The sequence below is a fragment of the Anaerolineales bacterium genome (assembly GCA_015075725.1).
Classification (GTDB): domain Bacteria; phylum Chloroflexota; class Anaerolineae; order Anaerolineales; family Villigracilaceae; genus Villigracilis.
The window spans coordinates 4,377,862-4,390,359 of record JABTTV010000001.1; the positions used below are offsets into that span (position 1 = coordinate 4,377,862).

Annotated in this window: 13 protein-coding genes; all 13 read right to left on the minus strand. The window is 53.9% G+C overall.

All coding sequences use genetic code 11. The features are described from left to right. Window positions 1-281: 281 nt before the first annotated feature. The 13 genes from HS100_20995 to HS100_21055 all read right to left on the minus strand — a co-directional run bounded on the left by HS100_20995 (window position 282) and on the right by HS100_21055 (window position 12,433). A complete protein-coding gene (locus HS100_20995; GenBank protein ID MBE7436406.1) occupies window positions 282-1,025 on the minus strand; it encodes a thioredoxin domain-containing protein in 744 nt (247 codons plus the stop codon). 147 nt (window positions 1,026-1,172) lie between these two features. Then, window positions 1,173-2,015 (minus strand): alpha/beta hydrolase, encoded by an 843-nt coding sequence (locus HS100_21000; GenBank protein ID MBE7436407.1) that lies wholly within the window; start codon window positions 2,013-2,015, stop codon window positions 1,173-1,175. 76 nt (window positions 2,016-2,091) lie between these two features. Further along, entirely contained in the window at window positions 2,092-2,958 is an 867-nt protein-coding gene (locus HS100_21005) for a GNAT family N-acetyltransferase (protein ID MBE7436408.1), read from the minus strand. Then, window positions 2,955-3,476 (minus strand): hypothetical protein, encoded by a 522-nt coding sequence (locus tag HS100_21010; GenBank protein ID MBE7436409.1) that lies wholly within the window; start codon window positions 3,474-3,476, stop codon window positions 2,955-2,957. The genes HS100_21005 and HS100_21010 overlap by 4 nt, the downstream gene beginning before the upstream one ends. A 5-nt stretch (window positions 3,477-3,481) precedes the next feature. Then, on the minus strand, window positions 3,482-4,156 hold the full coding sequence (locus tag HS100_21015; GenBank protein ID MBE7436410.1) for a helix-turn-helix transcriptional regulator: 675 nt from the start codon (window positions 4,154-4,156) through the stop codon (window positions 3,482-3,484). Between the two features lie 39 nt (window positions 4,157-4,195). Then, complete coding sequence (locus HS100_21020) at window positions 4,196-5,515, minus strand: CpaF family protein (protein MBE7436411.1); 1,320 nt, start codon at window positions 5,513-5,515, stop codon at window positions 4,196-4,198. Next, a complete protein-coding gene (locus tag HS100_21025) occupies window positions 5,512-5,811 on the minus strand; it encodes a hypothetical protein (protein ID MBE7436412.1) in 300 nt (99 codons plus the stop codon). Before HS100_21025 ends, HS100_21020 begins: the two co-directional genes overlap by 4 nt. Window positions 5,812-5,837: 26 nt before the next feature. Further along, the gene (locus HS100_21030; protein ID MBE7436413.1) at window positions 5,838-6,989 is read right to left on the minus strand and encodes a response regulator; all 1,152 of its coding nucleotides are present in this window, start codon (window positions 6,987-6,989) and stop codon (window positions 5,838-5,840) included. Between the two features lie 39 nt (window positions 6,990-7,028). Continuing rightward, a complete protein-coding gene (locus HS100_21035) occupies window positions 7,029-7,724 on the minus strand; it encodes a response regulator transcription factor (GenBank protein ID MBE7436414.1) in 696 nt (231 codons plus the stop codon). Window positions 7,725-7,755: 31 nt separating this feature from the next. Continuing rightward, window positions 7,756-8,943, minus strand: a complete 1,188-nt coding sequence (locus HS100_21040; protein ID MBE7436415.1) for a HAMP domain-containing histidine kinase — start codon at window positions 8,941-8,943, stop codon at window positions 7,756-7,758. A 3-nt stretch (window positions 8,944-8,946) separates the two neighbouring features. Beyond that, window positions 8,947-9,969, minus strand: coding sequence for a hypothetical protein (locus HS100_21045; protein ID MBE7436416.1), 1,023 nt, complete (start codon window positions 9,967-9,969; stop codon window positions 8,947-8,949). A 19-nt stretch (window positions 9,970-9,988) separates the two neighbouring features. Next, window positions 9,989-11,569 (minus strand): amidohydrolase, encoded by a 1,581-nt coding sequence (locus HS100_21050; GenBank protein MBE7436417.1) that lies wholly within the window; start codon window positions 11,567-11,569, stop codon window positions 9,989-9,991. 3 nt (window positions 11,570-11,572) lie between these two features. Beyond that, the gene (locus tag HS100_21055; protein ID MBE7436418.1) at window positions 11,573-12,433 is read right to left on the minus strand and encodes a ParB/RepB/Spo0J family partition protein; all 861 of its coding nucleotides are present in this window, start codon (window positions 12,431-12,433) and stop codon (window positions 11,573-11,575) included. Window positions 12,434-12,498 lie beyond the last annotated feature (65 nt).

Consider the following 12,498-nt stretch of genomic DNA (forward strand, 5'->3'; position numbering starts at 1 on the left):
CTTGGATTTGCGCAAATAAGATTTCTCGTGGCGCAAAGTGCCACTCGAAATTACAATTTCCAAACGCTCTCTTACAGATTATTTTGCATTACAGGAAAGTTGATAAACAAAACATAATTAAACCAGAATTTAATTTGGGATGCGGACGACGCAGGTGAACTCGGAAAGGGAATAAAAAATCCGCGTTTTCAGCGTTAATCCGTGTCCCATTTCCTCTTAAAAACGAACTCACCCAAGAAACCTAAATTTCCGGGTGAGTCATGCTTTTCATCAGAAAAACTTTACTGTCCCATTTCCGCAAGGGCGGCCTCGATCTCCTGGGCAAATACATCTATGGATTGAGCACCCTGGATGACCCGCGTTTTTGTCTCTCCGTTCACTTCATAGGTAAGAATGAACGACGGGGTTGCCTGAATGCCCGCCGCGGTAGCGTCTGCCGCATCCTGATCTGCCAACTCATCGTATTTCCCCGAAGACATACAGTCATCGAATAGGGAGCGGTCGAGATCAAGCTCGTCCGCCATGGCTTCCAGGCGCCGCTCGCTATACGCACCGACATTTTCACCGGTCTGGTTCGCAAACAGGATGTCATGCATCTCCCAGAATTTACCCTGATCGGCGGCACAGTAAGAAGCTTCGGCGGCCGCTTTGGATTCGGGTCCGATGAAAGCTCCAACTGATTTATAAACAAAATAAACCGTTCCGTCTGCCACGTATTGATCCATCAGCGAAGGTTCGGTATTTTCATAGAACAGCCTGCAATACGGGCACTGATAGTCGGAATACTCCGTGATGGTAATCGGCGCTTCCGGATCGCCCGCCGCATTGAACTCCGTGTTCGGGCGGCTGACCTCAGGTGCCGGTATTACCGCTTCGATCGGCTTCAAGTTCGGATAGATGATCAAGAAGGCGAGAAATAATGCGCCCAGCGTAATCAAGCCAACTGCCAACAGCCGGGATCGCCTTTCCTTGCGCCTCATCTGATCCTTACGGGCTTGCCGCTTGCTCATTTCTTTGTTGTTCATATCACTCCTGTCGATGATTAATGTTTTGAATATACAACCCTGATCTGCGCCTGGGAAAACGCGCTGTTAAAAGCGAATAATGAGTTGTCGCAGGATTTTCCCACGCCCAAATGATTTTGTCCAGAAATGGGTTAAACCGCTCTTATCTTATTCCTCACGCAAGCGGGCGTCCATCCACATCGTCATGGTCTTGAAGACCTCGGCCTTATCCGGTTCGTTATGGATCTCATGATAATGGTCCTCCCAAAGCACCAGGGTGGCGCGGTCCTTCAAAGAAGAGGCAACATCCATGCTCCCGGATGGGTACGCAAGTTGGTCACTCTTGCCATGCATCAGCAAAAGCGGCAGGGAGAATTCCCCGGCATGAGCCAGCGTCCATGCAATCACAGAAAGCATGACCTTCCCAAAACCAAGCGTGGTCCTATCATGCACAAGAGGGTCGTTGATGTAAGCCTGCACAACCGACGGGTCGCGGGAGAGCATCTTTGGGTCCAGTCCGCTTGGAATGGCGATTTTCGGGAAAAGCGAACCCAGCACTTTTGCCAGCAGTATCTTGCTCGGTTGTTTTTCAAGCGCCGTCCGCAAGCCGGGGCTTGTGACGATCACGCCTTTCATGTCCGGTTTGCGTTTCAAGACAAAATATAACGCCATGATGCCCCCGAGGCTGTGTCCGTAAAGTAATATTGGCTTACCCGGATAACGTAACCGCGCTTCTACCAATATTTGATCAATATCAGTCAAGTATTCTTCGCTGGATGAAATATGTCCGCGCTCGCCGCCGGAACGGCCATGACCTCGCAGGTCAAAGCCGAAGAGAACAAATCCCTCCCTTCCCAGCGCTTCAGCAACATGGGCATACCGCGAAGTATGTTCTCCAAGTCCATGCACGAGCAACACCACAGCACGCGTTGAAACCACCTGTGGTTCCCACACTTGGATGAATAAATCCAGACCGTCGAGGGTTTTCCTGAATGATTCCTGATGTTTCATATCATGCTCCAATGGTGATCATAATTTCGCATTGAGGCGCTCCAATGGACTGCAAATCCGTACGTCAAGATCGCAGTCATGCCCCGCTCCTCATGGAATGAACAAGAACCGGATAATGCTCGCCTGTACGCTTGAACCCCAATTTCTTGTACAACTTCAAAGAGGCGATATTATCCTCCTGCGTATTGACCGATAATCGCCCGGATCCGATCACCCCGGAATTTTGGACAAGGTCGCTCACCAAAGCAGATCCCACTCCCCTGCCCTGCGCATCAGGCCGGACGCCGAGCCTTGCAAGGTGAACCCCAAACGGGTTACCCGTGCTGATCTGATACCCTATCAACCCGAACTCGTCTTCAGCGACGGTCGCCCAAATGGACTGGCTCCGGGCACGATACAGAGAGTCTACAGGATTATGCCAAAAAGGCCCGAACGCCTCGAGATCGATCTCTGCCACTTCATCCAGGTCAACCTCCCGCATGGGTCTGATGCGATATTTCCCCGTACTGCTGGGAGGCAGGTAATCTTCCAATTTCAGCTCGAGCATGACGATGTCCAAGTTTGGAACAAAACCGCTGGCGACCAGAAGCGTTTGAAACCACTGCTTGGTGACAATAGATGCGACCTGCACTTCAGGATTGGCAGTGAAGATTTCGGTGCAGGCAAATTCCCACAGGGCAGACCAGGCTTCGGTTCCGGAAAGAAGCGAATCATAAGCGAAGAGCCGAATCCAGGCCACATTTGGCGGTTCTTCGGGACATGCAAAAGCGGCAAGGAGGGTATCGCGATCCTCGAGGACCCAAAAATTACGCTCTCCAATCCATTCGAGGGCGGTGCGCCAATCGAGGTGGCGATGCGTATTCGATTCGTGAAAGATCAGGCTGGATATCTGGCGGTGATCCCTAGAGACCGCGCGGCGAATCTGCAGGCTGACACCGATCATTTGATGATTCGCAGAAAGAACTTCATGATGCGTTCGAAGAAAGTCGGGTTTTGCTTCGCATCCACTGAGCCCATTATTTTGAATGCAGATTCGGTGATCCGGCCTGCCTTGAGCTTTAATCCCGCAGCGGACTTCAATACCATGGCGCGCAAGTCGCCTTCATTCACGCTTGAGAACAGCTCAGCAGATCGTTCGTATAAGGCGATGGCTTCGTCGTAGCGGTGTAGCCCTTCGAGCGCGGAGGCTTGATTCCCCAATGCCATTGCCTGACGTTTTACATCGTTCCCGCTAGCAAAAATTTTATCCGTGTCGAGCGCTGCGTCAAGCGCCTCTTGAGGCTTGCCCGCCTGCAATAGAGCCACGCTCATGTTATTGCGCATTTCGGCGGCAAGCAAGCCAGCCCGCCCAAGCGTATATCCCTCCGCTGCCTGGCGAAAATATTCCACGGCGTCGAGAAATCTTTTTTCTGCAAAGGCTTTCTTGCCCCTGGCATCGAATTGCGCGGGATCAAGGGTCATGGTGATTAAAGGGTAATGTCCAGCAACCCTTCCGCAACCGAGCGAAGTTTATCTCTGGACATGCTGGATAGTTTCACAGCGAGATCGAGATATGGCCGGTTGACGGGTTGACAGACGAATTCCTGCAGTTCTTTGGGGAGTTCCATGAATTTCTGCATGGCTTGCTGACTTGTCATCCACTCGCCCACCGGGCCGCTCTGGTCGAAGAAGTTTTCGATGCGGCTGCCCATCACGAGAAGAATGCTTTCCAGTTCCGGAACCGAGACGGTTTTCTCTCCCAGTTCGTATGCCTTCAAGCGGGACTGTGAGATGCCCGTTTCGGTGGATAAATGCCGGATGGACATGTTCGCGTTGGTACGCTCCTGGCGGATCAACGCGCCGATCATGCGATGCCGCAGGGCGATCAAGCGGGTAACGTCTTCATGTGCAAGGGGTGCGGGCGAGTCTGAAACCGTTTCGTTGCCCCAGAATTGCGAAATTGGAATTTTCAGAAAGAAGACCAGCGCCTCCAATTCGGGCAGGGAGGGTGCGCGGCGCCCCTCTTCATACGCACGAAACAAACCGGGTTTTACGCCGATGGCATCGGCGCATTCCTTGATACTGCGCCGCTCTGCCATGCGGGCATCCCGTATCAGCAAGCCTAATTTTTTTTCCCGAAGGGTGATTTGAGCATTCGTCATGATACCTCGTCAGAATGAATCCTATTATAGCAGAGTGGTTCAACGTCTTGTCGGCGGGTCTGGGGACTTGCCTTTCATGAAAATCTCGGGACCGAGCTTGTATCCCGCCGCCTCGAGCCTCGGGGTGAAGAGGGGGCGGATACCCGTAGGCTTCAACTCGCCCAGGACAGTTCCGTCCTCGGTCACGCCTGTCTGGTTGAATTTGAATATGTCGGTCAGAACAACGACATCGCCTTCCATTCCCGCCACCTCAGTGATGGCAGTTACTTTGCGATTCCCGTCTTTGAGGCGCGTTTGTTGAATGATCAAATCGACTGCAGAGGAGATTTGCTGCCGCACAACCTTGAGGGGCAGTTCCATCCCCGCCATCAAGACCAGTGTTTCCAACCGGGAGATGGCATCCCTCGGGCTATTGGCGTGGACGGTCGTCAACGATCCGTCGTGACCGGTATTCATTGCCTGAAGCATATCGAGCGCTTCGCCGCCGCGCACCTCACCCACTACGATCCGGTCGGGACGCATTCTCAGGGAATTCCTTACAAGGTCGCGGATGGTCACAGCATTCAATCCGTCTGCATTGGGGGGTTTCGTCTCCATGCGCATGACATGGTCTTGTTGAAGCTGCAATTCAGCGGCGTCTTCGATGGTGATGATTCGTTCGTTCTCGGGAATAAAACCGGAGACGACGTTCAAGAGCGTGGTTTTACCGGAGCCTGTCCCGCCTGAAATCAGGATATTAAATCGAGCTTTGACACAGGCTCCCAGGAACTCTGCCATATGGGCGGTGATCGAGCCGAAATTGATCAGGTCTTCGACACCCAGTTTATCCTTGTGGAATTTTCGAATGGTGATGGAGGGCCCGTCGATCGAAACGGGGCGCACAACGGCATTGACGCGCGAACCGTCGGGCAGGCGGGCATCGACGGTCGGCGAGTCGAAATCGATATGGCGTCCCAACGGCAGGATGATCCGTTCGATGATCCGCAAGACGTGATCGTCGTCATCGAATGCAATTTCGCTTTTTATCAATCGACCCTTTTTCTCAATGAAGACTTTTTTCGGTCCGTTGACCATGATCTCTGAGATATCCGGATCGTCCAATAACGGTTGTAAAGGACCGTACCCGAGCAGGTCATTCAGTACCTGGCGGAAAATATCCTTTTTCAGGTCTTCAGGCAAACTCAACTGGGTTGACTCGAATGCGCGTCCTATATTTTGTGTAATAAAGTTGCCTCTCATGGACGCTTCCACACCCTCGATTTCCAGCGCGCGCAGGAGGGTATCCGCCAGATATTTTTTCAGGCGGATGAGGTCCTGCCCGGTCAGTCGCTGCGGGGCATTCCCTCGCTCAGCATTCATGAGTTCGAATCCCGTGTGTGCTCTTCGGAAAGGGGCATGATCCAAACGATCTGGTTCTTCTGTACCGCCAGAAAGGAGCTCGAAAAGATCGTGTTCCCGGCCGGGTCTGTCACCTTCGCATCGGTGACTGCAAGAAATTGCTCGCCATTCTCGAGTTCATCCTTATATCGTTCGTTTTGCCGAACGTGGACAAACCCGCGCACAAGATTTGAAGTGGTTTGTATGACCGACGGTATGGGGATCTTATGAATGACATTGGTAAAGTATTTCCCTTTTTCGTCATATTCGATTGTCATGGCATTCTCCCGCCGCCGGGGCGGGCTTATCCCCCGCGTATCTTGCGGGCAAGGGCAGCCATTTCACCGGCGGTGTCGTGAAAAATAATGGACGCGGTATCATTCGGGAATTTTAACGTATAAGGTCGGTGCTGGCTACTCGCAAACGCGAGGTTGGTATCGAGATAGGGGACCGCGGCATTGACCGTTACACCAAGGATGTTTTCCGCTTCCCGTTTACTCAATCCTTCCAAACCGGCGTGTCGGTTGAGAATCGTATAAACCGAATCCCCTTTCACTCCCTTTGTTTTCAAATAATTCAGCATGGTTCCGGTGAGCGAGATCGTGCTTACATCGGTGCTGATGAGCAGCGCGACAAGGTCGGCATTCTGAATCAGCGGAAGAGTGATCTTCGACAGTGAACGCCCGATATCCACAAGAACGAAGTCATAGGCGGCTTTCAGCCCGGAGATCATATCCCATATGCGTTCCACATTCAGTTGATTGCTCTGTTCGGGGTCAGGCGAACCTGCCATGAGGTGGAAGCGCCATTGCTCGATCACAGGCAGGGCATGTTTGAGAAAATCGGGGGAAGTTTCGAGCGCGGATCGCTCCGCCAGGGTGACGATATTTTCATCCCCATCGTATCCCACGATCGGGGCAATCGAACCGATGGGGAATACCAGATCCGCAACGGCAACACGCGCATCCGGATTGAGTTTGGAGATCTCCACGCCCATATTCGCACAAATGGAGGATGTACCTGTACCGCCCTTTGCGCTGAGAAAGACGATCATCAAGCCGCCCTTTTTCATTGACTCCCCTGAAATCCCAAATATCCGCCGGACAGCATCTCCCAGCAGGGCGACTGCCTGCCCGGATTTGGTGATGTAATCACTAAACCCCGCATCCTGGCAGGATTTGATTCGGGCAGGATTATGGTCGCTGCTGAGCGCCACCAAATGTAAATGGCTGGTACGCGGATCGTTATGAAGTTTGGATGCCAGATCCTCCCCTCTCAGATCGGACAATGCCGGATCGATGACCGCCATATCCGGATGGTCGCGCCACGCGGAGATCAATCCCTCCTTGCCCGACCCGGCCTGAAGGATTTCAAATCCCAGATCATGTAATTTTCTTGCTATGAAGTTACTGCTTGCTGCGTCTGAATCGACGATTAAAATTTTCTTTTGAGGCATGGCCTTTTCCGTGCGCATGCCCGTCGTCATGCGCGGGTATCACGTTTCCGTGGGGGGCATCAGGTATCCCAGACCGGAACGCGTGACAATATGCCGGGGGGTGTGAGCATCCTTCTCGAGTTTCTGGCGCAGGCGTGCGATGCTCACCCATAATATTTCCTTGTCGTTCTTGTACTCGACCCCCCATACATTCGTCAGCAGTTCCTCCGATGTGAGAATCTTGCCGACGTTATGCGCAAAGTGCAGCAGGAGCTTGTATTCTGTGGCGGAGAGGGAGACAGGCTCCTCACCGCGCCAGACCTCTGCGCGGGCAAAATCGATCTTAAGATCGTCATGCGTAAAGAACCGCACCTGGCCCGCATCGCTTGTAGTAGTTGCCCGTCGCAGAACCGCCCTCACCCTCGCCAACAGCTCGGTGGCAGAGAACGGCTTGACAAGATAATCATCCGCGCCGAGGTCGAGACCCCGCACCCTGTCCTGTTCCTCGCCGCGCGCGGTGAGGATCACGATAGGCACGTTGGTGAATTCACGCAGACGCTGGGTGGCGCCAAACCCATCGAGCCGCGGCATCATGACATCCATCAACACCAGGTCGATCGGATTTGCAGAAAACACATCCAGCGCCTGCATCCCATCCTGGGCGGTGACCACCTCGTAACCTTCGGTACGCAGGTTTGCTTCCAGGAGACGCAGGTATCGAGGTTCATCGTCGACGATCAATATACGCTTTGCCATAGGGTGACTCCTTGAAGGTTGATTGCTTGGGTCAAAGCGCCGGATTGGCAGGCAGTTCGATATAGAAGGTCGTCCCGCGATCCAACACTGACTCTACCCAAATATTACCATGATGCGCCATAACAATTTGCTTGCAAATATAAAGCCCCAACCCCGTGCCGGTCACCGTGCGCTCGCCCGGAACGCGGTAGAAACGTTCGAACAGGAAAGGAATGAATTCCTCCGGGATGCCCTCGCCCCCGTCGGTGAAGGACACCCTGACTTTTCCATTCACAGCCTTCGCGCCTATCGTGATCTTCGTGCCGGGAGCATATTTAATGGCATTGCTGAAAAGATTTTCGAACACCTGCGAGAGGCGCACCCCATCCCCCAGAACAGACGGGACAGGTTCTAGCTGCAGATCGACAACAAGGCGCGGGTGATGCATCTGCACCCGGGAGGCAACATCGCGCACGAGAGCATCGAGCCGAATGGGAGAGAATTTGAATTGGATGGTCTTGCTTTGCAGGCGGGCAGACTCAAGCATGTCTTCGATCAATTTCGCAAGACGGTCTGTCTCTTCATCAATGATCGTCAAAAATTCACGCTGGGTGGCTTCATCCCATTTCGTATCCTGGCGCAGGAGGCTTGTGCTGTAACCTTTGATAAAACCAAGGGGGGTCCGCAATTCATGCGAAATGGTCGAAACGAAATCATCCTGCAGGCGCATCTGCCTCTGGACGGAATCCAATTCATTGCGCGCCTCCTGAAGTTCCTTGTGCTCGATCAGGGCTGAGGTCCAAACCGCCTGAAGCGACGCGATATGGATGTGGACATCCGAATATTCCGGTCCTCCAAAGCGGACAAATAACAAAGCGCCTCGCAGCTTCGAACCGATATAAAGAGGTACTCCCAACAAGTAGGTCTGCGAAATGCGATCATCATTCCTCGAGCCTTTTTTGGGACCGTGAATCACCATGTGTTCGTTCATGATGACATCGTTCGCCGCGACCTCCCCCCAGGCCGCATCTGCTTCTGCGGTCTTTCCCCGTCCCATGGCGCGGGCATAGAGGATATCCAAGCCGCGCGTCTTTCGGTCGCTCAGGTAGATGGCGACATTGTCGAAAACAAAGAAACTCCGCATGGAAAGGAACAGGACATCCAACGCGGATTTTATATCCGGCTTCGATTGCACCTCCTGGAAAATGCGGTGTAATTCTGAAAGCGTGCCCTTGTCCATGGCTCAATCGCGAATAGCCAACAGCGGGAATTTGAAAGAAGTGCCTTTGCCTTCTGTGGATTTAACATCGAGCAGGGAGCCGTGCGCTTCGATGATCTGCCTCACCAACGATAATCCCAGACCGGTCCCGCCCTGGCGGCGTGTCGGAGATCCATCCAATTGATGGAAGGGCTCGAAGATCTCGTTCATCCGTCCCTGCGGGATCCCGATCCCCGTGTCCCGGACAACCACAAGGATTAAGTTCTTCCCCTCCCCTTCAAGAGAGACGGTAACGCTTCCGCCCGACGGGGTGAACTTGATCCCGTTATCGAGCAATTGCCCCACAACCCAGCCGATCTTCTCCCCGTCTGCCTGAACGAAGGGAATCCCATCCGGCGCTTCCACGATCAATTTTACGCCGCGATCTTCCGCCTTGCGCGCCGCGCTTACAGCCACCAACGACACTATGCGGCGGATATCCACTCTATCGAGTTTCATGCTCATTTCCCCGCGGGAGGAAAGCGAGAACATGATCAGATCTTCGATCATATCCTCCAGTTTCCCTGTCGCGCGCTGGCTGACCGTGAGGGCGTGCCTCTGTTCGTCCGTGATCTTGCCGAGCGATTCCGAAACCAGTAATTCAATATATCCCTTGATGTGCGTGAGCGGTGTGCGTAATTCGTGGGAGATGTTCGACACGAAGTTCGCCTTCATCTGATTGAGTTCGGAGAGCCGGTTCATGGCTTCGTTCAGGTCGGCCGTCCGTTCGCGAACGCGCTGCTCGAGATTTCTATTGGCAGATTGCAAAGCGGTGCGCAGTTGGATGATCTGCTCGGTGATGATCTGGTCCAGGGTTTCCCGGTTGAGCAGCTTCATCTCTATCAACGCCTGCCCCAACAAAGCCTGTCCGCCCTTCTCTGCCGCATCCTGCTGATATGCAAGAGCGCGCAAAAGGTCGATCTCATTGATCAACCCTTTCTGGACGAGGTATTCGCCCAACCGGGGAACGAGCATCTCAGGGGATAATTTTGGCAAGTTCGATTCCATACTGCATCATCCAGATAGGTCAGCCGACGACCCATTTTCCATCAATCATGACAGCAGAAGGCTTGATTGTCAACAGGTTCGCCGGGTCGATTTCAAACGGGTCCTCTTCGAGGACGATCAGGTCGGCGTGATAATTTTCGGCAAGTTTGCCAAGCCGGTCTTCCGCATAGGCGGCATAGGCGGCGCCGGAGGTATATGCCGACAAGGCTTCGGCGAGTGTCAATTTTTGTTCGGGGTACCAGCCAGCGGAGGAGGGAGAGCCGTCGGCACGCTGCCGGGTAATCGCGGCGTGCAATCCCCAAAATGGATTGGGAGACTCCACCGGCGCATCCGATCCAAAAGCCAGCAGCGCGCCGTAATTCAATTGAGTCCGCCAGGCATAAGAGAGCCTGGAGCGTTCGCCCCAGTAACGATCCGCGGCGTGCATATCGGATGTGGCATGGATGGGCTGCATGGATGCAACGACATCGAGATTCGCAAGACGCGGCGCATCGTCGGGATGAATGACCTGCACATGCTCGATGCGATGGCGTAAATGCGGCAGACCGTTTTGTGTTTCATATCTTCTCAATTGCTCGAAGGCATTAAGCACTTCATGATTCGCTTTATCGCCGATCGCATGGACGGTCATGCTCAGACCCACATCAGCCGCTTTGCGGGCGTGTTCGAAAAGTTCTTCGCCGTCCATGTTAAGAATTCCTTTATTGTCCGGCTCGCCCTCATACGGTTGGAACATCGCCGCCGTGCGCGGACCGAGCGCGCCGTCCATGAAGGCTTTGACCGAGCCGATCCAAAGCATGTCATCGCCAAAGCCGCTTTTCAAACCGAGGTCGTTCGCCTGCTCGACGCTTTCCACCGGAATGTTCTTGCATACGCGTATTTTTAGTTTGCCCTTCGCATTCAATGATTGCAATGCCATGAAAGAATCCCGCCGGTCGAAATCGTGGATGCCCGTGATGCCCATTCTCCATAAAACGGATTGGGCATATTCCATGGCCGCCTCGATCCCGCCGGGGCTTGGCTGCGGGACGATGGAGCTGACCAACGCCATGGCCGTTTCGAGCAGAATTCCGGTGGCTTTACCCTTCGAGTCGCGTTGAACGGCACCATCCTTCGGGTTTGGCGTCTCATCGGTGATGTTCGCAAGTTTCAGCGCAACTGTGTTCACCCATGCCGCATGGAGCGATTTTGCGGTGAGATACACAGGGTTATTCGGCGAGACGACATCGAGATCGGCGGCTGTCGGGAAATTGCCATCCCAATCATTTTGCTGCCAGCCATGTCCCAACACCCACTCGCCGGGCTTTGACGATCTCGCCCGTTCCGCAATGCGGTTCAGACATTCATCTTTCGTCTTTGTCTCGCAATCCACTTTGGACAATCCCAGCGCATAATGCTGCATGTGGAGATGCGCGTCGGTTAATCCCGGCAGGATGGTCGCTCCTTTCATATCATGTTTTTCGACCTTGCCGTGAGCGAGGCTTTCGAGGTTATCCCTATCCCCCACGGCGATGACCCGCCCGCGGGCGATGAGGATCGCCGAGGCGCGTGGAGCGGTTGAATCGAGCGTGTGGATGTCCGCGTTATAGAGGAGTTTCATATTTTACGTCATCTTCTTCAACAGCGCATTCAACTCTTCGTCTGAATAATAATAGATCGTCACGGTCCCGCCCTTCTTGCCGTGCTTGAGCGTGACCTTCGTCCCAAGACTGCGCTGGAGGCGTTTTTCCACATCCGATACATCAGCATTGCGAATGAACTTCCTGACCTTCACCGGCCTCTGCCCCGTCAACTTGCGGACGAGTTCTTCCGCCTGGCGCACGCTCAGAGAGAGATTGATGATGGTTTGCAACGCGGACGTCTGCGCTTTTTGTGTTGAAAGCCCGAGTAGGGCGCGGGCGTGACCTTCTGTGATTCTGTTGTCCACCAATGCCTGTTTGACCGGATCCGCAAGGTTTGTCAGGCGCATGGTATTGGTCACCGCCACGCGGCTCTTGCCGACGCGGCGGGCGATCATCTCGTGTGAGAGACCGAAGTCATCCGCCAGTTGATGATAAGCTTCGGCTTCCTCCATCGGGTTCAAATCTGCCCGCTGAACGTTCTCGATCAACGCCAGTTCGAGGAATTCCTGGTTGCTCGCCTGCCGCGTCACCACAGGGACGGTTTTCAACCCGGCGCGCTGCGCAGCCTGCCAGCGGCGTTCTCCCGCGATCAGGATAAACGTGCCGTCGTTCTTCGGCGAGACGATCAACGGCTGGATGACCCCATGTTCCCGAATGGACGATGCCAACTCGTCCAATTCTTCCTCCTTGAAATGCACGCGCGGCTGGCGCGGGTTGCGTTTGATGGCTTCCACCGCCACCTGCTGAATGCCGCCATGCCCGCCTTTGGCGAGCGGGATGGAAGACTTCCCGCCGGGGATGAGCGCATCCAAACCTTTGCCGAGACCTTTTCGTTGAGCCATGTTTTCTACCTTTTCAAACACGAAGGGTCAAAATGCGTCGCTAAGGTATTCCTTTGGGTCCCTCG